Origin of the sequence: Rugamonas aquatica (assembly GCF_009380215.1) — a bacterium.
GTDB classification, from domain to species: Bacteria; Pseudomonadota; Gammaproteobacteria; order Burkholderiales; family Burkholderiaceae_D; genus Rugamonas; species Rugamonas aquatica_B.
In genome coordinates this window covers 228,575-247,761 of the sequence record NZ_WHUG01000003.1, presented here as the reverse complement: position 1 = coordinate 247,761, position 19,187 = coordinate 228,575, and the positions used below count along the sequence as shown (strand labels likewise).

The window sequence follows — 19,187 nt, the reverse complement described above, 5'->3', positions numbered from 1 at the left end:
AGTCAGGATTCCGGTAAGTGGTCGATGCCGGTGCGGCCGGCGCTGGCCGGGCGTTCGTGCGGTTCGGCCGGCGCCGACCAGACGTCGGCCACTTGCACCCCGCTGAAATCGCACACCAGCACGCGTATCTGGAAGGCGCGGCCATAGCGGTCGGGCGCGGTCAGGGTATCGATGGCGGCTTGCGCCAGCGCCTGGTGGAAGGCGTCGCCGAGGCCGCGTTCGACCATCAGCTCCGCGCCGAAGCGCGCGGTTTCGGCGGCGGCCATCGCGGCGCAGTCTTCCGGCGTGGCGCCGATGCGGCGCGCGATCTCGGCCACCAGGTCGGTATCGACTTCGCTGCGGTTGGCGTGGGTGATGGTTTCGCCTTGCGCGATCTTGGTCAGTTTGCCGACCATCAGCGCCAGCACCACCAGGCCTATGCCTTGCGCCACCACTTCATCGAGCGCGTAGCGCAGGAAGTCGCCCATCTGCACGAAGCAGGCGGACGGCAGCTCGGGGCGCTCGGCGCGCAAGGCGGTCATGGCGAAGGTTTCGCTGCGGCCGCCCGTGGTCAGTGCGACCATGTCGTAGCCGGCGGTGGCAGCTACCTGTATGCCCTGCACCACGCTGGCGCGCCAGGCGGCCGTCGAATACGGCTTGACGATGCCGGTGGTGCCGAGAATGCTGATGCCGCCCAGGACACCCAGGCGGGCGTTGGTGGTCTTCTTAGCCATCACCTGGCCGTCCGGCACGCTGATGGTGACTTCGATGCCGTCTTCGGCCAGCAGCGCGGGCGCGGCTTCGCGCAGGTTGTCGGCGATGTTGCGGCGCGGGACCGGGTTGATTGCCGGCCCGCCCACTTCCAGGCCCAGGCCCTTCATGGTGACAGTACCGACGCCATCGCCCGCCACGTACGACACCACGCCGGCTTCGCCCGGCAGCCGGCGCAGGTCGACCGTCATGTGGGCGCCGTCGGTGCAGTCCGGGTCGTCGCCGGCGAATTTGATGACCATCGCGTGCGCGTGATCCGGCCCGCAGCGGCCGTCGTGGATGGCAAAACGCACCCGGCTGCCGTTGGGCAGCAGGCTTTCGATTTCTTCCGGCACCTGGCCGTGGGCGAGGCCCAGCACCGCCGCGCGGGCGGCGGCGGCGGCACAGGCGCCGGTGGTGAAGCCGGTACGGGTGCCACGTTCGGCAGCCGTTTTTTCCTTCATGGCTGGGCCTTTTGACGGGCTTCGGCCAGCGACAGCAGCGCGTGCAGGGTGGCCACCACCAGCGTCGAGCCGCCTTTGCGGCCACGGATGACGATCCACGGCACGTCGTTCAGCGTGGCCATCAAGTCCTTGGATTCGGCGGCGGAGACGAAACCTACCGGCATGCCGACCACCAGTGCGGGACGCGCGCCTTCCTCGCGGATCAGGCGTACCAGTTCGATCAGCGCGGTGGGCGCGTTGCCGATGCCGACGATGGCCCGGTCCAGCAAGCCGAGTCGGTGCGCCTTGCGCATCGCCTGCACGGCGCGGGTGGTGTCTTCGGCCTTGGCCGTTTCGATGACGTCGGCGTCGCTGATGAACTGGTGGGTCTTCATGCCGAAGTGGCCCAGGCGCGGTTGCGACAGGCCGGAGCAGATCATCTCGACATCCGCCACGACCGGCGTGCCGCCGGCCAGCATGGCGTTGATGCCGGCTTCCACGGCATCTGTATGGAAGTCGGTCAGGCCGTTGAAGTCGAAGTCCGCGTTGGCGTGAATCATGCGGCGCACGATGGGCCATTGGGCTTCGGTGTAGGCGTGCGGGCCGACTTCGGCGTCGATGATGGCGAAGCTGTCGTGCTCAATGACCTGGCCGGCGCGCGTCAGCTGCTCGGTGACGGTGTTCACGGTGCTCATGCTGGCTGGCCCTCGTGGTGGACGTGCTCGTGCGGGTGGCCGTGGTCGTGGTCATGTGCATGGTCGTGTCCATGCTCATGTCCGTGCTCATGCCCATGTTCATGCCCGTGATCGTGCGCCGGCGCAGCTGCGTGGTCGTGCGTGTGCGCGTGCGAATGGCCGTGGCCCAGGTCATGCGCGATCTCGCGATAGCTGCAACCGTCGCAAGGCAGGCGGCTATCGGGCACGCCGGCGCGCAGGTCTTCCACGCGCTGGTCCATCAGCTCGAAGATTTCCGCCTCAAAGCCGAAATGCTCGCCGCAGAAAAAACGCACCTGCGGATACTGGCCGCGCAGATGCTCCACCTGGCGGTGTATGCGCTGCATCAGTGTGCCGGTGTACAGGTAGTACGGCAGCACCACGACCTGGCGCATGCCTAGCAACACCTGGCGCTGAACCACTTTCTCCAGGCGCGGCCAGGTGATGCCGGTGAACGCCAGGTCGATCAGTTCGTGGTCGCCCTCTTCCAGCAGCCAGCGCGCCATCTTGGCCATTTCGCCATTGGCGCCACGATCGGACGAGCCGCGTCCCAGCACCACCACGCCGGTGGTGGTCGGATCTGGCATGTCCAGCGCGTTCATGCCCTTGCGCAGGCGGCGCTTCAGGATCGCCAGGATAGGATCGCAAGCCGTCAGGTGCGGCGCCAGCATGATCTCGGTCTGCGGACAGGCCGCGCGTACCTGCTCGATCGCTTCCGGTATCTCCATCTTGACGTGGCCGGCCGCGTTCAGGATCAGCGGCACCACCAGCACGCGGCGCGAGCTGCGCGCTGCGCTCAGCAAGGCGGCGTTCATTTCGGGCGGCGCGAATTCGATGAAGCACAATTCGATGCGCCAGTCCGGACGGCGCGCGCGCCATTGCTCCGTAAATTCGCGTATCTCCTGGTTGCCGGAGTCCTCGCGGGAGCCGTGGCCGACAATCAGGATCGTCTCGTGGGGTACTGGATTCATGCGCTCGCCTTTCTGAAACGATGGGTGAAGGTTGGGTCATACAATTTGGAGCGCGCCAGGGTTTCCCAGTGCAGCGCGCCCAACGTGGGGCTGGCGACGATCATCGCCTGGCTTGCGATACCGGCCTCCCGGCATCGCTGTTTGATATCCGCCAGAGTGCCGCGGACGATTTTCTGTTCGCCCGGCCAGCTGGCCTTGTGCACCACCAGCATCGGCGAGTCTTCGGCCCAGCCGGCGCTGCGCAGCGCGGTTTCCACCTTGTGCATCAAGGTGATCGACAGGAAGATGCAGATCGTGGTGCGGTGCGCGGCCAGGCTGGCGAGGTCTTCGCCGTCCGGCATCGGCGTGCGGCCTTCGACGCGCGTGAGGATGACGGTCTGCGTCACTTCCGGCAGCGTCATGGATTCGCCTGCCGCCGCCATCGAGGCCATCGCGGACGATACGCCCGGTACCACCGACCACTCGATGCCGGCGTCGCTCAATGGGCGCGCCAGCTCGATCAGCGCGCCGTACAGCGCGGGGTCGCCGGTTTGCAGGCGCACCACGGTGGCGTGGCTGCGCGCCTGCTCGATCAGCCAGGCGGTCATCTCTTCCAGCGTCATGTCCTTGGAGTCGCGGATGGCGCAGCCGGGCGGCGCGTACAGCGTCACGGCGTGGTCGACCAGCGAACCGGCGAACAGCACCGCGCCCGCTTGCGACAGCAGCTTCTGGCCTTTGACTGTGATGAGTTCCGGGTCGCCGGGGCCTGCGCCTACGAACCAGATTTTTCCGAAGGTGGTCATGCCGGTCATGCGTTAATTGCTCCTGATGGTTGTAGTGCGCGCAGCGCGTCCAGCAGCGCGTCGACGCTGCGTGGCGCGGGACCTTGCGGCAGCACGCCGAGGGCGACCAGTTCCGCGTGCAGCGCCAAGGCGGCCGGCGGACGCTGGCCTGCTGCGCGCAGCATGTCGGTCTGTGTCGCCAGTTGCTGTGCGGAGCCGGAGGCGATGCAGCGGCCGGCCGCCATCACGTGGATGTCGTCGGCCCAGCGCAGCGCGAAGTCGATGTCGTGGGTGGACAGAAGTACTGTCACGCCGCGCGCGGCGAGGCGGTCCAGCAGTGCGGCCAATTCGGTTTGCATGGGGGCGTCCAGGCCCGCCATGGGTTCGTCCAGCAGCAGCACGTCCGGTTCCATCGCCAGCACGCCGGCAATGCAGACGCGCTTCTTCTGGCCGAAGCTCAGTTGGTGCACGGCGCGGCGCGCATGGCCGCGCAGGCCGACGGCGTCCAGCGCGGCGGCGACACGGGCGCGCACTTCGGCGGCGTCCAGGCCTAGGTTCAGGGGGCCGAAGGAAACGTCTTCTTCGACCAGTGCGGAGAACAGTTGGCGATCCGGGTTCTGGAACACCAGGCCTACGCGACTGCGCAGCGCGGTGAGTCCCTGGCGGCTGTAGTCGAACGGTTGGCCGTCGACGCGCAGCGTGCCGGCGGTCGGGCGCAGCAAGCCGTTCAGGTGTTGCAGCACGGTGGTCTTGCCGGCGCCGTTGGCGCCCAGCAGCGCGTAGCGGCGGCCACGTTGCAGCGCCAGCGTGCAGTCGCGCAGGCCGGTGCTGCCGTCCGGGTAGATGTGGTCGACGGTTTGCAGTTCCAGTTGCGGCGTGCTCACAGACGATCTCCCACGGCGATCGCCAGCATCAGCGTGCCGGCCAGCGCGGCCCACGCCTGCTGGCGCCGCGCCAGCGGATAGAAGGCGGGCAGGAAGCGCAGCGTGCCCTGGTAGGCGCGGGCGTCGGCGGCCATTTGCAGCGCGGCGGCGCGTTGCCACACCTGCACCGCCATCTGGCCCGCCAGCAGGCCGGTGGAGCGCCATGCCTGGCGCAAGTTGCGATAGCCGAGGCGCGCGCTCTGCGCGGTGATGCTTTCGTCCCAGGCCTGGCGCATGACGAACAGCATGCGGTAGCACAGCACCATCAAGTCGAGCAGCAGCTCGGGCGTGCGCAGGCGCCGCAGCAGGTTAAGCAGGTCCGGCAACGGCGTGGTCAGCACGAGGCCGAGCAGCGCGGCCAGCATGGCGAGCGAGCGCAGGGCGGTATGTTCTATGGTCGGCAGCATGGCGGTGGTCAGGCCCCAGTGGCCATGGGCGTCGGGGCCGACCAGCATGGTCAGGCAGGACAGCAGCAGGAAGCCGAGCGGCGGCAGCGCCACTTGCAGGTAGGCGCGCGGGTTCACGCGCGCGCCGCACAACGCGGCCAGCATCAGCAGCGCCGCCAGTGCGCCCAGTGCGGCGGGACTGCGCGCCAGCCAAGCCGCGACGATGCCGGCCAGCGCAAACCACGCCTTGGCCGACGGCGCCACATCGCGCCAGCGGCTCGCGTACGCCGACGCCTCAATCAGCACGGCGATCCTGGGACGATACGGCAGCAGCGTCCCGGCGCGCGCGTTCGCGGGCGATGGACAGGCCAAGCCAGAAGCCGATCACGCCGGCGCCGATGGCCGCTTGCAGCGCGAACAGCAGCGAGGCGATTTCCGGGCTGGCCGGAGAGAAGACCGGCGCGAACCACGGCTGGTAGCCGGGCGCGATATCGCCGATGGCCCGCTGTGCGCGGTCGTCGGCGCCGGCAAAGATCGCGGGTGCTTCAGCGCCGGGTGCCGCCGGCGGCGCGCTCACCAGCCATAGCGGCAGCACTGTCAGCAATATGATCGCCAGCCATAGCAAACAGGTACGGGCCTTCATGCGCCTTCCTTCCGCGCGCCCAAGCGCATCACCGGCAGCGCGCGCAGTTCGTGGGCGTTGAAGCGCACCATGGCGTTCACCACCAGCACCGTCAGCAAGCCTTCGCTGATGGCGATAGGCACCTGCGTCAGTGCGAAGATGCCGGCAAACTTGAAGAACGATACGCCGAAGCCGCCCGCCGCAGCAGGAAACGCCAGCGCCAGTTGCGCCGAGGTGGTCACGTACGTCGCCAGGTCGCCGAGGCTGGCGGCCAGGAACACCGCCACGGAGCGCGACAGGCCCAGCGCCGACACGGCGCGCAGCACGCCGTAGGAGACGAACGGCCCGACGATGGCCATCGAGAACACGTTGGCGCCCAGCGTGGTCAGGCCGCCGTGCGCCATCAGCAGCGCCTGGAACAGCAGCACGACAAAGCCCACCGGCACCATCGCGGCGGGGCCGAACAAGGCGGCGCCCAGCCCGACGCCGGTGGGGTGCGAACAACTGCCCGTCACCGATGGCAGCTTGAGCGCCGACAGCAGGAAGGCGAAGGCCGCAGCCACGCCCAGCAGCATGCGCCGCTCGGGATGTGCTTGCAGGTCGCGGCCGATGGCGCGCAAGCCCCAGGCCAGAAAAGGTAAGGAAACGGCTGCCCAGCCGAGCGCGTGCGCTGGCGGCAAAAAGCCTTCCATGATGTGCATTCGAAACCTCCCGTCGAATGGGCGATATGGACACCAAGGACAGGGGCAGGAGAGGACGGTCGACAGCAGCGGGGACGGAAAGCCGGTCGACAGCGGCTTCCCCTTACCCCGGAGAATGGTGCTGGACTTTTTGGGCCGGTATTCTGGCTCGCCTTCATCCTTCTCCGTGTCTTCCCGCGTGTTACGGCAGTGACGTGATGACGGAGTCGTCTGGCTTACAGCAGCGGGGGCTGCACCGGAATTGAACCGGTTTCCCGTTTAACGCCTATCCCCGCAGGGATTCGGCGCACCCAAGCGTCGCATCTTACACTAGGCCCCATAGCGTGCCAAGCGAAACCCAAACCGTGCCGTAGCCGGTATCATTCGCCCTGGAACATCACTCAAAGGATAGCAATGGCAGCGCTGGGAAAAGTCTATTTGATCGGAGCGGGACCGGGCGCGGCCGATCTGATCACCGTGCGCGGCGCGCGTCTGCTGGCGCAGGCCGAGGTCGTTTTGTACGACGCGCTGGTGACGCCGGAGATGCTGGCGTTGTGCGCGCAGGCCGAGCTGATTTCGGTCGGCAAGCGCTCGGGCCAGCGCTCGACCGCGCAGACGGCGATCAACCAGCAGCTGGTCGAATGCGCGCAGCGCTATCAAATGGTGGTGCGGCTCAAGGGCGGCGATCCGATGCTGTTCGGCCGTGCCGACGAGGAGTTGCGCGCGCTGGAAGCCGAGGGCATCGAGGTCGAAGTCGTACCCGGCATCACCACCGCGCTGGCCGCCGCCGCCGCCACCAAGCAGCCGCTGACCCGGCGCGGCGTGGCCCGCAGCGTGGCCTTCTTCACCTCCAGCACCGCGCCCGGCGAGCCGGACCACCCAGCGCTGCCGGCGACGGATACGCTGGTTCAATACATGGGCGGACGTGAAGCCGTCGGCACCGCCACCCGTCTGCTGGCCGAGGGACGCCGGCCGGATCTGCCGGTGGTGGTGGTGGAAAATTGCAGTCGCGCCGACCAGCGCATCCGGCGCCTGACGCTGGCGGGCCTGGGCGAGGGATTGGATGCGACGGACGGGCCGGTGCTGGTGATGATAGGCGAGGCGCTGCAACTGCGCCTGCATCAGCCGGTGTGATTCAGTTCAGCGGCCGTTCCTCGGGTCGCAGCGTCAGCACCTGCACGCCGTGCCGCGTCACCGCCACCGTGTGCTCGAACTGCGCGGACAATTTTCCATCCGTGGTGACGACGGTCCAGCCGTCGTCTTCGGTGTGCACGGTGCGGCGGCCCTGGTTGAGCATGGGCTCGATGGTGAACACCATCCCTTCCTGTAGCACCAGCCCGGTCTTCGGCTTGCCCCAATGCAGAACCTGCGGCGGTTCGTGCATTTCGCGGCCTATGCCGTGGCCGCAATATTCCTTGACCACCGTGTAGCCGGAACGCCGCGCATGGCGCTCGATCGCGTGGCCCACGTCGCCCAGCCTGGCGCCCGGACGCACGGCGCGGATGCCGTGCCACATGGCTTCGTAGGTCGTTTGCACCAGTCGCTTGGCCGATGCCGAGACGGCGCCGACGAAGTAGGTCTTGCTGGAGTCGGCGATGAAGCCGTTCTTTTCCAGCGTGATGTCGAAGTTCACGATATCCCCGTCCCGCAGGATGTCGCCGGCCGATGGAACGCCGTGGCACACCACGTGGTTGCGCGAGGAATTCAGCGCATAGGCGTAGCCGTACTGGCCCTTGCTGGCCGGACGCGCCTTGAGTTCGTTCACGATGTAGCGGTCGACCATGTCGTTGACTTCCATGGTCGATATGCCGATCAGGTTCAGCTTGTCCAGCTGGCCGAAGACGCTCGCCAGCAGCTTGCCCGATTCCGCCATCAGGGCGATTTCTTCCGGCCGCTTGGTCATGCGGCCGCCACCCGCAAGGGCGGTATCTCGACCCCGGCGGCCCGCATCTCCCGCGCCACGATCTCGTTGAACGTCAGCGTGGGATGCATTTCGCTCAGCATGCCCATCTTGACCCAGAAGGCCGCCTGGGAGTTGATGGAGCGGCAGCCTACGGTGCTGGCCTTGCGGATCTGGTCGTGCAGATCGTCGTCGATGTTCACTATGCCCATGATTTATCCTATATACGAAACGTATATGGATTATATATTCGTGTTGCAGAGCCGCGCAAGCGGCAAGATGTATTAAAGTAACGCCATGGACCCACTCTCGGATGTACTGTCATTGCTGAAACCGCGCAGCTATGTTTCCGCCGGCTTCGATGCGGGCGGCGACTGGTCCGTCCGTTTTTCGCAGCAGCAGAACTTCATCAAGTGCTGCACGGTGGTGTCCGGCCAGTGCTGGCTGGCGGTGGATGGCGTGCCGGAGCCCATGCATCTGACGGCCGGCGATTGCTTCGTGCTGGGCAGCGGACGCACCTTCCGGCTGGCCAGCGACCTGTCGCTGCCGGCCGTTGAATCCGTGGCCGTGTTCTCGTCGGCGCAGGAAGGCGGCGTCGTCACGTACAACGGCGGCGGCGGTTTTTTCCTGGGCGGCAGCCGCTTCGCCGTCAATGGCGATCATGTGGGCATCCTGCTGGCCATGCTGCCGCCGGTCGTCCACCTGTGGAAGGAAAGCGACCGCGCCGCGCTGCGCTGGGCGGTCGAGCGCATGGCGCAGGAGCTGCGCGAACGGCAGCCGGGCAACGATCTGGTGGTGCAGCAGCTGGCCCACATGATGCTGGTGCAGGCCCTGCGCCTCTACCTGTCCGACGAGCACGGCGAGCAGGCCGGCTGGCTGGGCGCGCTGGCCGACAAGCAGATCGGCGCGGCCATCAACGCCATTCACCAAGACCCCGCGCAGCGCTGGACGCTGGCCGGACTCGCCGGCGTGGCCGGCATGTCACGCTCCATCTTCGCGCAGAAGTTCAAGCAGAAGGTCGGCACGCCGCCGATGGAATACCTGACCCGCTGGCGCATGCTGCTGGCCGCGGACCGGCTCGCCAATTCCAGCGCGCCGATTGCGCGCGTCGCGCTGTCGCTCGGCTACGAATCGGAGAGCGCTTTCGGCGCGGCATTCAAGCGCGTCATGGGCGGCTCGCCGCGCCAGTACAGCCTGGAGCGGCAGGCCGCAAGCCTCGGCTAGAGCTTAGAGGCTGGGCCCCGGCACATCGCCATCCTTGGGATACGACGGCAAGGCGGGTGGCGCCGGCGGCAGCACCGCCGGCTGACGGTCCAGCGCATCCACCATCATGCGGATCGCCGCTTCCAGCTGGGCATCTTTGCCCTCTAGCGTCTCGCCCGGCACGTCGTTGACTTCCACGTCGGGATCGGTGCCGTGATTCTCGATCAGCCAGCGGCTGTCCGGGCTGTACAGCGCATCCTTGGGAATGGCCAGATAGCCGCCGTCGGCCAACTCCATCGCGCCGGTCACGCCGCGCACGCCGCCCCAGCTGCGCTGGCCGACGACCTTGCCGAGCCCGTAATCGCGGAAGTAGTAGGCGAACTGGTCGCCGTCGGAACCGGTGAACTGGTTGGTCAGCGCCACCTTGGGGCCGATGATCTGCTGCGCCGGCAGCGTCTCGCGGCCGCCGGCGCGGTTCACGTACAGGCCCGCCACGTTGCGCCGCAAGCGCGCCAGGATCTGCTGGCTGGTGAAGCCGCCCAGGTTCCAGCGCACATCGAAAATCAGCCCCTGCTTGTCCATCTGCGGATAGAACTGGCGCACGAACTGCTCCGCGCCGGTCTGATGGAAGTCGCGCACGAAGACGTAGGCGATGCGCCCGCCGGACAACTGCTCCACCTTGCGGCGGTTTTGCTCGATCATGTATTCCTCGCGCAGCGCCATCTCGCTCCTGACCGGATCAACCGTGATCTGGCGCGGCGTGCCGTCGGGCTTGTCGGCGACCAGCAAGTCCAGCTTGCCGTTCAGGCCTTCCAGCAGTTCGTCGGGCGTGTGCGGCGCGGCCAGCGGCTTGCCGTTGATCGCCAGCAGATAGTCGCCTTCCCGCACGCCGAGGCCGGGCTCGGCCAAAGGACTGCGCAACGATGGACGGGAGTTGTCGCCGGGGTAGATGCGTGCCAGGCGATAGCGGCCGCTGGCCGCGTCCAGCGCATAGTCCGCGCCCAGGCGCGGCGTCGCTGGCCGGTTCGGCGGCGGGCCGAAATCGCCGCTGCCGTAGACCATGTGCGAGGTCGCCAGTTCACCCTGCAGTTGTCCGATCAGGTAGTTCAGGTCGTCCCGCGAGCCGAGCAGGGGCAGCAGGCGCGCGTAGGCCTTGCGCACGGCCGGCCAGTCGATGCCGTTCATGGTGGGACTCAGATAGAAATCGCGGTCGAGGCGCCAGACCTTGTTGTACAGCGCGGCCCACTCCTCCTTGAGGTTGATGGTGGCCGTCATGCCCTTGAACGACAGTGGCTGGCTGTCGGCGGCGCCGGCCGCCGTGGCGATGGTCTTCCACTGGTCGCCCTGTTTGATCAAGACCCGGCGGCCGTCGCCGGACAGCTGGAACTGCTCCACATCCTGCTGCAGCACGCGGTCTTCGCCGCGCTGCATGTCGTACAGGTGCAGCGCGTTCTGCTGGCCCGGCAGCTCGCCGGCCACCAGCGGCATCGGCTGGCTGAGGTAGACAACGTTACCCTGCTTTACCGCCAGCCCCGAATAGTTGCCCGGCCCGACAGGCACGGGTACGGCGCGGCGCATCAGTCCTTCGAAATCGATTTGTCCGTTCGCGGCCTTGCCATTGCCGGCCGGCGCGGAAGCGCGCAGCGCGCGTACGGCGGACGGCGCTTGCTGCTGCAAGGTGGTGACGTAGATGCCGTTCGGATTCACGGTCGCAAACGCCTCCTCGCTGCTGGACGATACCGGCAGCTCATGGCGCGACGACAGGAAGTACAGGTACTGGCCATCGTCCGAGAAGGCCGGCTTCCAGTCGCTGTTCATCGGCGAGCTGACCACGCGGTCCTGACCCGCCGCGATGTCGTACAGGTGGATGGCGCGCTGCTGATTCTCGGCCTGCGTGCTGTAGGCCAGCCAGCGGCCGTCGGGTGAAAACGCGGCGTCGTCGATCACGCGATGCAGGTCGTGCGCGACGTCGCGCAGTGTGCCGTCGGCGACGGTGAGCAGCCACAGGCGCTTGTCGCTGTCGGTGACGGCCAGCGTCTTGCCATCTGGCGACCAGACCGGCGTGTAGTAGGCGCCGCGCGTGGAATGCGTCAGCAGCCGTTCCGCGCCGCCTTGCGCGGGACGCACGGCGACCTGCTGTTCGCCGTTGATGTCGGTGATGTAGGCCAGCAGCTTGCCGTCGGGCGAAAACGCCGGACGTTCTTCATCGGCGCCGCTGGTGGCGGTCAGCCTCGTCACGGCGTTCACGCCGGTGGCGACCGCGAACAGATCGCCGCGCGCGGAAAACACGGCCGCGCCGCCGTCGGGAGCCAGGGCGAAGGCGGCGTCGCCCTCGCGGATAAAGCGCGAGGCGTCGACTTCCTGCAGCTGCGGGCTGGCATCGGCCGGCAGCGTCACGCGGATCTCGCGCAGCCGCTCCGTCGGCAGGTCGAGCGCGTACAGCTTGCCGCCCTGCTGGAAGGTGATCTGATTACCGCCGAGCGCGGGGAAGTCGATATCGAAATCCGTGAAGAAGGTCAGCTGGCGCGACTTGCCGCTGTCCTGGTCGTAGGCCCACAGGTTCATGCGGCGCTTGCTGTCGCTGTCGGACAGGTAGTAGATGCTGCGGCCGTACCACATCGGCGCGGTGTCGTTGCCCTTCCAGTGCGTGATCTTCTGGCTGGCGTGGGTGTCGAGGTCGTAGGTGTAGATATCCTGCGCCAGGCCGCCGTCGTAGCGCTTGCGGGCGTCGAAGTCGTTCAGCACCTGGGTGTAGGCGATGTGGCGCGCGTCCGCGGCGTAGCTCATCAGGCCGGCGTGCTCCATCGGCAGCGGCTGCGGCAGGCCGCCTTCACGCGGCACCAGGAACATGCGGTAGCCCTTCTGGTTCCAGGCTTGCATGCGCGAGCCGAACACGATGTGGCGCGAGTCCGGCGTCCAGGTCACGACCATGTCGTCTTTCTGCTGGGCGTAGTTGGGATTGAAGGTCAGGCGGCGCGGCTCGCCGCCGGCGGCCGGCATCACGTACACGTCCTGGTGGCCGTCGCGCTGGGCGCTGAAGGCGATCCACTGGCTGTCCGGCGAATAGCGCGGCATCACCGGCCGGGTGGCCTGCGGCGCCAGCTGGCTCGCCACGCCGCCGCTGCGCGCAACCTGCCACAGCTTGCCTTTGGCGACGAATACGATGCGCTCGGCGGATGCATGGGGGAAGCGCTTGAGCACGTCGCCGGCCTGTGCGGTCGACATGCATAAGGCCAGGGCCAGGGTGGTACGCAATTTCATCGGGTGTCTCCAATTGTTCGGAGGCGCCATGGTAAAACGATTAAACCAGATGAATTATGCCGCGACGACGCACTGCAGTTTGGCGGGAATAGAATGCAGAAAAGCCGTCGCGGCCGGCCCTGGCCGAGCCGGTTCGATTACGCGAAATAGTTCGCCTGCCGCAGGTCGGACAGCAGCTCCGCCTGCGTCGGCAGCCATCCCAGCGTTGCCCGCGTCCATGCGCTGGACGACGGAATATCCATCGCGGCGAAGTTGGCGAACCAGCCGAAGTGGGCCGCCGCTTCCTCCGCGTTCAGGCTGACGACGGGCAGGCCCAGCTTGTCGCCGATGAGACCGGCGATGTCGCGGAAGGCCACGCCCTCCTCGGCGGCGGCGTGGTAGCGGCGGCCGGCTTCACCCTGTTCCAGCGCCAGGCGGTAGAGACGGGCCGCGTCCAGCCGGTGCACGGCGGGCCAGCGGTTCAGGCCACCGTCGACCATGGCGGAGACGCCGGTCCGGCGCGCCGTCTCGATCAGGATGGGCACGAAGCCATGGTCGCCCGCGCCGTGCACCGACGGCGGCAGGCGCAGCACCGAGGCTTGCACCGCCCTGGCCCGCAAGGCATCGACCGCCTGCTCCGACGCGGCGCGCGGATGGCCGATGGGCGTCGACTGTTCGGTCGAGACCACGCCACGCGGCAGCACGCCCATGGCCGACGTCACGACCAGCGGCCGCGCGCTGCCTTCCAGCGCCGAGCCGAGCGCGTCGATGACGCGGCGGTCCATTTCGCAGCTGGCCTGGAATTTCGAGAAGTCGTGGTTGAAGCCGGTGTGGATGACGCCGTCCGATTGGGCGGCAGCCTGGCGCAGGCCGTCGACATCTTCCAGGTCGCCCCGGTGTGCCTGCGCGCCGGCGGCGGCCAAGGCTTGGGCGGAGGCATCGCTGCGGGCCAGTCCGGTGACCTGGTGGCCCGCAGCGATCAGTTCTGCTACGACAGCGGAGCCGACGAATCCCGTCGCTCCGGTAACGAATACGCGCATCTTGCATTCCTTCAGTGTGGTGAAAGAACACATGCTATGCCGCCGCCCGGCCGTGGGCTATGCGTCGGCGTCCGTATTGTTGTCGCGATCGTCCGGCGGGCGGCGCGTTATTTTTTCTCCTGTGCCGCTTCCGGATATTCGCGCTCGATTTCCTTGATGATCTCCGCGCCCAGCGTGGCGTAGTCGTTGTAGCGTTCGTACAGCTGCGGGAAGGTGATCTGCTTGCGCAACAGGCGCTTGCCCTTGGGCGCGGTGATCAGGCGGTAGCGCTCGGCGAGGTTGTCCTCGCCCGTCAGGCCGTTTTCGATGTAGGCGCGGTAGATGTCCTGGTTGTTGCGCCAGCCGTTTTCGGACGATTTGATGGCGGCGGTGTTGCGTTCGTACAGGTCCAGGATCTTGTCCAGCAGGGCTTCGTTCTCGATGTGGCCCAGCTTGCCGGAGGACTTGAACCCCTGGTAGCGGCTGACCAGCGGATTGAAGAAGTAGTTGCTGTCGGCGCGCTGGTAGGCGGTGTCGAAGGTTTGCGGGTCGGGCGTGGCGCGTGGATCGAACTTGCCGAGGTAGACGAAGTTGGCGTCGTACACATGGTGGGCCTGATTGAGCTCCTTAATCATGTCGAGGTCGCTGCCGATATCGTGCCGCAGGCCCAGCAGGAAGGCGCGCACCTGCTGCTGCTCGTGGCGGTGCTCGCCCAGGCTGTGCAGCCAGATGCTGAGGCTGACCGCGAAGACGATGGTGACGATCTCCAGCCCCATCTCGCCCAGCTTGTGACGCCAGCCATGTTCGCTCTTGCCCATCAGTCGCACCACTTTTTTGGTGTGCTTTGCTATTTCCTGTTCCGCCATGTCCATCCACAGTTGAAAAATTGAATAGCTGAAACTATAACGTATCGCCGCGCCGGGGCGAAAAAAATCCGATAGCCGGGCTTAAGGTTGACGTCGTTATAATCGCCGCATGCACATATTGATCATCGAAGACGACCTGGACCTGGGATTCGCATTGCAGCAGGCGCTGAAGGCGGACGGCATCAGCAGCGAGTGGCTGCGCCGCGTGGCCGACGCGCCGCTGCTGGCGGCCGACCTGCCCTACGATTGCGCTCTGCTGGACATCTCGCTGCCCGACGGCAGCGGCCTGGACCTGCTGCTGCGCTGGCGCCAGTCCGGCGTCACGCTGCCCATCGTCATGATTACCGCGCGCTCGGCGCTGCACGACCGTCTGGCCGGGCTGGACGGCGGCGCCGACGATTTCATCATCAAGCCGTTCGCGATGGCCGAGCTGGTGTCGCGGCTGCGGGCGGTGCTGCGCCGCTACGCGCAGCAGGCCAGTCCGCTGTGGACCATCGGCGAGCTGCACATCGAGCCGCGCGGCTACAAGGCCTGGCTGGCCGGCGAGCTGCTGGACCTGTCGCCGCGTGAATTCCGGCTGATGCTGGAACTGGCGCGCGAACCGGGCGTGGTGGTGCCCAAGGGCGCGCTGGCGCAGCGCCTGGAGCCGCTGGGCGACGCCCTCGACTTCGGCGTGATCGAAGTCCACGTCTCCAACCTGCGGCGCAAGATCGGCGCCCAGCGCATCCGCACGGTGCGCGGCGTCGGCTACATGCTGGCCGCCTGAGGGCAGGCCGATGTTGCAAACATTTTAATTTGCGGCAAGAATACGGCCAGTCCCATCATCCTGGAGTACCTATGACCGACGTCAGCGCCGACGGCCAGCCGCAGCTGAGCAAACACCGTATCGAAGCCCTGATCGATGGCATCTTTGCCGTCGCCATGACCCTGCTGGTGATCGAGCTGCGCCTGCCCGAGCATGGGCACCTGGACAGCGAGGCGGCGTTGCGCGGCGCGTTGTACGGCCTGATCCCGAATCTGATTTCCTGGCTGATCAGCTTTTTCGTGCTGGCGATATTCTGGATCGCCAACCACCGCCTGTTCAGCTACGTGCGCCACGCCGACCAGGGCTTGCTGTGGCTGACCATCCTCGGCCTGGCCAGCGCCGCGCTGCTGCCGTTCGCATCGGCGGTCAACGGCCAGTACGCGTCGATCACGGGGCAGGCGCTGTATTCGGGCGTGATGATCTGGCTCAGCGTGTCCACGCTGCTGCTGGCGCGCTACATCCACCGCCATCCCGGCCTGTGCGTGCATCCGATGTCGCTGGGCGTCTACCGCGCCACCGTGGCGCGCAGCTGCGGCGTGATGCTGATCGCCGCGCTGGCCGTCGTCATCAGCTACGCGGCGCCGGGCAATGCCAACTTTGTGTTCGTGCTGATGTCCCTGATGCGCCCGATGGGTACGCGCATCGAACGTCACTACGCGCAGGCCAAGGCCAGGGCTGACGCCGAAGCCGCGGCCTAGACCTCGCTCCACTGCCGCAGCAGGTTGTGGTAGTGGCCGGTCAGGCCGACCAGTTCCGGGCAGTCGCCCAGGCGCGCGCGCAGGCTCTGGATGTTCTGGTCCAGTTCCAGCAGCAGGCTGCGGCGCATATCGTCGCGCACCATGCTCTGCGTCCAGAAGAAGGAGCAGACCCGCGCCCCGCGCGTGACCGGCTCGACCCGGTGCACGCTGGTCGATGGATAGACGATCAAATCCCCGGCCGGCAATTTCACCTCATGTTCGCCATAGGCGTCGGTGACGATCAGCTCGCCGCCGTCGTAATCCTCGGGATCGCACAGGAACAGCGTCGACGACACGTCGGTGCGCAGCCATTGCCCGCTGGACGCCACGCGCCGCAGCGCGCCGTCGACGTGGTCGCCGTAGTGCTCGCCGCCCGCATAGCTGTTGAACAGCGGCGGACAGGTGCGCAGCGGCAGCGCGGCCGAGAAGAACAAGGGGCTGCGCGCCAGCGCCGCCAGCACTTCCGCGCCCAGTTCCTGCGCCAGCGCCGAGCCTTCGGCCAGCTGGCGGTTCTGCTTGACCTGCGCGCCCTGGGCGCCGACCGTGGTGCGGCCGTCGACCCAGTCGGTCTGGTCCAGGCGCTGGCGCATGGCGGCCACCTGTTCGCGGCTCAGTACGCCGGGAATGTGCAACATCATGATGATTCTCCTCGCAAAAAAAAGCCCCGCCGGTGAGGGCGGGGCCAGCATAACAGCTGCGCTGTCGCTTAGAACTTGAAGTTGGCGGTCAGGCTGGCCGAGCGCGGTGCGCCCGGGGTGTAGCGGTAGCCCGACTTGTTGATCGCCTGCACGTACTGCTTGTCGGCCAGGTTGTAGACGTTCAGGCGCAGATCGACGTGCTTGTTGATCGGGTACGAAGCCATGGCGTCGTACACCCAGTACGAATCGGCGTAGGCCGGGGTGCCGACCGCGCCGTCGGTGCCGCGCATCAGCTTGTCGCTGAAGCGGGCGCCGCCGCCGACCTGCAGGCCCATCGGCAGCGTGTACGAGGTCCACAGCGTGAACGCCTGTTTCGGCGTGTAGCTCAGCAGGTTGTCGCCGGCGGCGGTGACCACCTTGCCGGACACGACCTTGGTCGACATGCGGGTGTAGCCCGCGCTGACCAGCCAGCTGCGCATGATTTCGCCGGTCACGCCCAGCTCGACGCCCTGCACGCGCTTCTTGCCGGTCTGGAAGAAGTTGGCCGCGTTGTTCGGGTCGACTTCGATCTCGTTACGCACGTCGGTGCGGTAGGCTGCGGCCGACAGCGACAGTTTCTGTTTCAGCAGATCCCACTTGGTGCCCATCTCGTAGGTGGTGGTGATTTGCGGATCGTAGTTCGGGTTGGACGCGCTGTTGGCGGCCGAGCTCAGCGTGAAGTTGTTGCCGCCCGGTGGAGCTTTCGAGGTCGCGGCCAGCGCGTAGACGCTGCTGTCGGCGGTCGGCTTGTACAGCGCCGATACTTTGCCGTTGATCAGGTTGTCCGACGCCGTCAGCGAACTGCCCAGCAGCGTGCCGACCGGGATGGTTTGCGGCGTGGCCGTGCCCTGCACCGTGACGCCGTTGTAGGTGGTGTTGTAGTGGTCCAGACGCACGCCGGCGTTGAAGATCCACTGGTCGCCCAGCTTGGCGGTGTCGAACACGTACAGGCTCTGGGTGTTGGTGGTGCCGTCGCCGCGGGCGCCGTTGCGCACGGTGCTCACCTGCGCGGCCGTCACCGGCTGGCTGGTGTCCGGGTGGTAGATGCTGACCAGCGGCAGGCCGGTCGCGCCCGGTGCGTTGACGTTGGTGTAGTTGGTCTGCTTCTCGTTGATCAGCTCGATACCGCCGACCACGGTGTGCTTCATCCCGGCGCCGTCGAAGTCGGCGGTGACGGTGGTCTGGTTGGTCAGGATTTCGTTCAGCTGGTCTTTGTAGTTCAGGTTGGTGCGCGCCATCTGCCAGTTGTCCGGATTGGAACCGGCGACGACGCCGCGCAGGTTGGCGCCGGTCGACATGAAGGAGGTCAGCAGGTAATCCTGCTTGGTGCGGCCGTAGCGGGTGGTGTTCTGCAGCTTGGCGCCGCCGGCGAAGTCATGCTCGATGCGGGCGGTGAACATGTCGGCCTTGACCTTGTCGAAGTCCAGCACCGAACCGTAGAAGTTCTTTGGATCGACAGCCTTGGCGCCAGCCATGAAGTCGAAGCTCGGGCCCAGCACGGCAGGCTTGCCGCCGGCGGCCGGGGTGATGACGACCGGCGCCGGCGGGGTCCAGCCCGGCAGGCCGATGGTCAGCACGCCGCCGTCGGGGATGTTGTTCTGGCTGACGTGCAGGTAGTTCAGGTAGACGCGGGTCGAACCGTTCAGGCCGAAGGCGACCGACGGTGCGATGGCCCAGCGCTTGTTCTTGACCACGTCGCGGCCCGGATTGCCGCTGTCCTGGTCGAGCAGGTTCAGGCGGAAGGCGGTGCCGGTGTCGGCGTTGATGACCTTGTTCAGGTCGGCGGTGGCGCGCTTCTGGCTGCCGCTGCCGACGGTGACCGAACCCAGGTAGGCGTCTTCCATCAGCGGCTTCTTGCTGACCAGGTTGATCGAACCGGTCGGCGAGCTGCGGCCGTTGTCGGTGCCGGCCGGGCCTTTGAGCACGTCGATCTGTTCGATGTTGAAGGTGTCGCGCGAGATCGAGCCGACATCGCGCACGCCGTCCACGTAGATGCTGCTGGAGGCGTCGAAGCCGCGCATGTAGACGCCGTCGCCGGTGGTGGTGCTGCCGTTTTCGCCCAGGAAGAAGGCGCCCACGCCCGGGGTGTTGCGCAGCGCTTCGGTCAGCGTGACGGCGCCTTGCTGGTCGAACAGCTCTTTCTTGATGACGGTCAGGGTCTGGGCGGTGTCGACCAGTTTCTCGGTGTACTTGGCGGAAGAGGCTTTGTCGGCCTTGAAGTCGTTGATGGCGTTGCCGGTGACTTTGACTTCCTGCAGCGTCTGGTTGCTGCCGGCCACGATGACCGGATCGACGCCGGCGTCGGCGGCGTGGGCGGCGACCGGGAGCAGCATCACGGCCAATGCCGCGCTCATTTGCTGGTTGAAGCGCGATTGCGCGTGTTTGCGACTCTTAATCATTTGCATCTTTCTTCCGAGAATGTAGGCGGCTGGCTGCGCTGAGGTCTAAGCGTTCTTGCGTCTGGCTGCCGGATCATGGCGATTTAATGCGTGAGATTGTAACAACGAAGCTC

19 protein-coding genes and 1 riboswitch are annotated in these 19,187 nt (G+C 66.8%); of the genes, 4 read left to right on the top strand and 15 right to left on the bottom strand.

All coding sequences use genetic code 11. The annotated features are described in order from the left end of the window. Window positions 1–2: 2 nt before the first annotated feature. From GEV02_RS09165 to GEV02_RS09130, 8 genes are read right to left on the bottom strand one after another with little or no spacing between them, the layout of a single operon-like run. Window positions 3–1,193 carry a cobalt-precorrin-5B (C(1))-methyltransferase gene (locus GEV02_RS09165; RefSeq protein ID WP_152837727.1) on the bottom strand — a complete coding sequence of 397 codons (1,191 nt, stop codon included), beginning with the start codon at window positions 1,191–1,193 and terminating at the stop codon, window positions 3–5. Beyond that, complete coding sequence (locus GEV02_RS09160; RefSeq protein ID WP_008443337.1) at window positions 1,190–1,867, bottom strand: precorrin-8X methylmutase; 678 nt, start codon at window positions 1,865–1,867, stop codon at window positions 1,190–1,192. The genes GEV02_RS09165 and GEV02_RS09160 overlap by 4 nt, the downstream gene beginning before the upstream one ends. Next, window positions 1,864–2,856, bottom strand: coding sequence for a sirohydrochlorin chelatase (locus GEV02_RS09155; protein ID WP_152837726.1), 993 nt, complete (start codon window positions 2,854–2,856; stop codon window positions 1,864–1,866). The genes GEV02_RS09160 and GEV02_RS09155 overlap by 4 nt, the downstream gene beginning before the upstream one ends. After that, window positions 2,853–3,647, bottom strand: coding sequence for a precorrin-4 C(11)-methyltransferase (cobM, locus tag GEV02_RS09150; protein ID WP_008443329.1), 795 nt, complete (start codon window positions 3,645–3,647; stop codon window positions 2,853–2,855). The genes GEV02_RS09155 and cobM overlap by 4 nt, the downstream gene beginning before the upstream one ends. Then, window positions 3,644–4,501, bottom strand: coding sequence for an energy-coupling factor ABC transporter ATP-binding protein (locus tag GEV02_RS09145; protein WP_328595764.1), 858 nt, complete (start codon window positions 4,499–4,501; stop codon window positions 3,644–3,646). The genes cobM and GEV02_RS09145 overlap by 4 nt, the downstream gene beginning before the upstream one ends. Further along, entirely contained in the window at window positions 4,498–5,232 is a 735-nt protein-coding gene (gene cbiQ, locus GEV02_RS09140) for a cobalt ECF transporter T component CbiQ (protein WP_217433121.1), read from the bottom strand. The genes GEV02_RS09145 and cbiQ overlap by 4 nt, the downstream gene beginning before the upstream one ends. Continuing rightward, window positions 5,222–5,569: an energy-coupling factor ABC transporter substrate-binding protein gene (locus GEV02_RS09135; protein ID WP_152837725.1), complete on the bottom strand. Its 348-nt coding sequence runs from the start codon at window positions 5,567–5,569 to the stop codon at window positions 5,222–5,224. Before GEV02_RS09135 ends, cbiQ begins: the two co-directional genes overlap by 11 nt. Next, window positions 5,566–6,249: an energy-coupling factor ABC transporter permease gene (locus GEV02_RS09130; protein ID WP_152837724.1), complete on the bottom strand. Its 684-nt coding sequence runs from the start codon at window positions 6,247–6,249 to the stop codon at window positions 5,566–5,568. The genes GEV02_RS09135 and GEV02_RS09130 overlap by 4 nt, the downstream gene beginning before the upstream one ends. Window positions 6,250–6,365: 116 nt before the next feature. Beyond that, window positions 6,366–6,558: riboswitch (cobalamin riboswitch) on the bottom strand. An 84-nt stretch (window positions 6,559–6,642) separates the two neighbouring features. Between GEV02_RS09130 and cobA the strand changes: the two genes are divergently transcribed. Continuing rightward, window positions 6,643–7,362 carry a uroporphyrinogen-III C-methyltransferase gene (gene cobA, locus GEV02_RS09125; protein ID WP_152837723.1) on the top strand — a complete coding sequence of 240 codons (720 nt, stop codon included), beginning with the start codon at window positions 6,643–6,645 and terminating at the stop codon, window positions 7,360–7,362. Between the two features lies 1 nt (window position 7,363). On the opposite strand, the gene map is transcribed toward cobA, so the two are convergent. Together map and GEV02_RS09115 are read right to left on the bottom strand one after the other, a co-directional pair. Then, a complete protein-coding gene (gene map, locus GEV02_RS09120; RefSeq protein ID WP_152837722.1) occupies window positions 7,364–8,131 on the bottom strand; it encodes a type I methionyl aminopeptidase in 768 nt (255 codons plus the stop codon). Continuing rightward, window positions 8,128–8,340 carry a ParD-like family protein gene (locus GEV02_RS09115; RefSeq protein ID WP_152837721.1) on the bottom strand — a complete coding sequence of 71 codons (213 nt, stop codon included), beginning with the start codon at window positions 8,338–8,340 and terminating at the stop codon, window positions 8,128–8,130. Before GEV02_RS09115 ends, map begins: the two co-directional genes overlap by 4 nt. A gap of 85 nt (window positions 8,341–8,425) precedes the next feature. Between GEV02_RS09115 and GEV02_RS09110 the strand changes: the two genes are divergently transcribed. Continuing rightward, window positions 8,426–9,352 carry an AraC family transcriptional regulator gene (locus GEV02_RS09110; protein WP_152837720.1) on the top strand — a complete coding sequence of 309 codons (927 nt, stop codon included), beginning with the start codon at window positions 8,426–8,428 and terminating at the stop codon, window positions 9,350–9,352. Between the two features lie 3 nt (window positions 9,353–9,355). Here the strand turns inward: GEV02_RS09110 and GEV02_RS09105 are convergent, their stop codons facing one another. From GEV02_RS09105 to GEV02_RS09095, 3 genes are all read right to left on the bottom strand, one after another. Continuing rightward, the gene (locus GEV02_RS09105) at window positions 9,356–12,592 is read right to left on the bottom strand and encodes a S41 family peptidase (RefSeq protein WP_174999032.1); all 3,237 of its coding nucleotides are present in this window, start codon (window positions 12,590–12,592) and stop codon (window positions 9,356–9,358) included. Between the two features lie 137 nt (window positions 12,593–12,729). Further along, window positions 12,730–13,611: an SDR family oxidoreductase gene (locus GEV02_RS09100; RefSeq protein ID WP_152837718.1), complete on the bottom strand. Its 882-nt coding sequence runs from the start codon at window positions 13,609–13,611 to the stop codon at window positions 12,730–12,732. 107 nt (window positions 13,612–13,718) lie between these two features. Continuing rightward, on the bottom strand, window positions 13,719–14,456 hold the full coding sequence (locus GEV02_RS09095; RefSeq protein WP_152837717.1) for a hypothetical protein: 738 nt from the start codon (window positions 14,454–14,456) through the stop codon (window positions 13,719–13,721). A 109-nt stretch (window positions 14,457–14,565) separates the two neighbouring features. Here GEV02_RS09095 and GEV02_RS09090 point away from each other — a divergent pair, with 109 nt between their 5' ends. Both GEV02_RS09090 and GEV02_RS09085 read left to right on the top strand, forming a co-directional pair. Continuing rightward, the gene (locus GEV02_RS09090; RefSeq protein WP_070268022.1) at window positions 14,566–15,222 is read left to right on the top strand and encodes a response regulator; all 657 of its coding nucleotides are present in this window, start codon (window positions 14,566–14,568) and stop codon (window positions 15,220–15,222) included. 71 nt (window positions 15,223–15,293) lie between these two features. Next, complete coding sequence (locus GEV02_RS09085) at window positions 15,294–15,959, top strand: TMEM175 family protein (protein ID WP_152837716.1); 666 nt, start codon at window positions 15,294–15,296, stop codon at window positions 15,957–15,959. Here the strand turns inward: GEV02_RS09085 and GEV02_RS09080 are convergent. Further along, window positions 15,956–16,636 (bottom strand): Fe2+-dependent dioxygenase, encoded by a 681-nt coding sequence (locus GEV02_RS09080; protein WP_152837715.1) that lies wholly within the window; start codon window positions 16,634–16,636, stop codon window positions 15,956–15,958. The genes GEV02_RS09085 and GEV02_RS09080 overlap by 4 nt on opposite strands. Before the next feature lie 68 nt (window positions 16,637–16,704). Then, window positions 16,705–19,080, bottom strand: a complete 2,376-nt coding sequence (locus GEV02_RS09075) for a catecholate siderophore receptor Fiu (protein WP_152837714.1) — start codon at window positions 19,078–19,080, stop codon at window positions 16,705–16,707. Between the last annotated feature and the right edge of the window lie 107 nt (window positions 19,081–19,187).

Excerpts from the sequence above, each read along its gene's own strand:
- GEV02_RS09090 (WP_070268022.1), top strand. The coding sequence starts at position 14,566 with ATGCACATATTGATCATCGAAGACGACCTGGACCTGGGATTCGCATTG.
- GEV02_RS09100 (WP_152837718.1), bottom strand. The coding sequence starts at position 13,611 with ATGCGCGTATTCGTTACCGGAGCGACGGGATTCGTCGGCTCCGCTGTC.
- GEV02_RS09115 (WP_152837721.1), bottom strand. The coding sequence starts at position 8,340 with ATGGGCATAGTGAACATCGACGACGATCTGCACGACCAGATCCGCAAG.
- GEV02_RS09160 (WP_008443337.1), bottom strand. The coding sequence starts at position 1,867 with ATGAGCACCGTGAACACCGTCACCGAGCAGCTGACGCGCGCCGGCCAG.
- GEV02_RS09110 (WP_152837720.1), top strand. The coding sequence starts at position 8,426 with ATGGACCCACTCTCGGATGTACTGTCATTGCTGAAACCGCGCAGCTAT.
- GEV02_RS09165 (WP_152837727.1), bottom strand. The coding sequence starts at position 1,193 with ATGAAGGAAAAAACGGCTGCCGAACGTGGCACCCGTACCGGCTTCACC.
- cobM (WP_008443329.1), bottom strand. The coding sequence starts at position 3,647 with ATGACCGGCATGACCACCTTCGGAAAAATCTGGTTCGTAGGCGCAGGC.
- GEV02_RS09155 (WP_152837726.1), bottom strand. The coding sequence starts at position 2,856 with ATGAATCCAGTACCCCACGAGACGATCCTGATTGTCGGCCACGGCTCC.
- cobA (WP_152837723.1), top strand. The coding sequence starts at position 6,643 with ATGGCAGCGCTGGGAAAAGTCTATTTGATCGGAGCGGGACCGGGCGCG.
- GEV02_RS09135 (WP_152837725.1), bottom strand. The coding sequence starts at position 5,569 with ATGAAGGCCCGTACCTGTTTGCTATGGCTGGCGATCATATTGCTGACA.
- GEV02_RS09075 (WP_152837714.1), bottom strand. The coding sequence starts at position 19,080 with ATGCAAATGATTAAGAGTCGCAAACACGCGCAATCGCGCTTCAACCAG.
- GEV02_RS09080 (WP_152837715.1), bottom strand. The coding sequence starts at position 16,636 with ATGATGTTGCACATTCCCGGCGTACTGAGCCGCGAACAGGTGGCCGCC.
- GEV02_RS09130 (WP_152837724.1), bottom strand. The coding sequence starts at position 6,249 with ATGCACATCATGGAAGGCTTTTTGCCGCCAGCGCACGCGCTCGGCTGG.
- map (WP_152837722.1), bottom strand. The coding sequence starts at position 8,131 with ATGACCAAGCGGCCGGAAGAAATCGCCCTGATGGCGGAATCGGGCAAG.
- GEV02_RS09105 (WP_174999032.1), bottom strand. The coding sequence starts at position 12,592 with ATGAAATTGCGTACCACCCTGGCCCTGGCCTTATGCATGTCGACCGCA.
- GEV02_RS09095 (WP_152837717.1), bottom strand. The coding sequence starts at position 14,456 with ATGGCGGAACAGGAAATAGCAAAGCACACCAAAAAAGTGGTGCGACTG.
- GEV02_RS09085 (WP_152837716.1), top strand. The coding sequence starts at position 15,294 with ATGACCGACGTCAGCGCCGACGGCCAGCCGCAGCTGAGCAAACACCGT.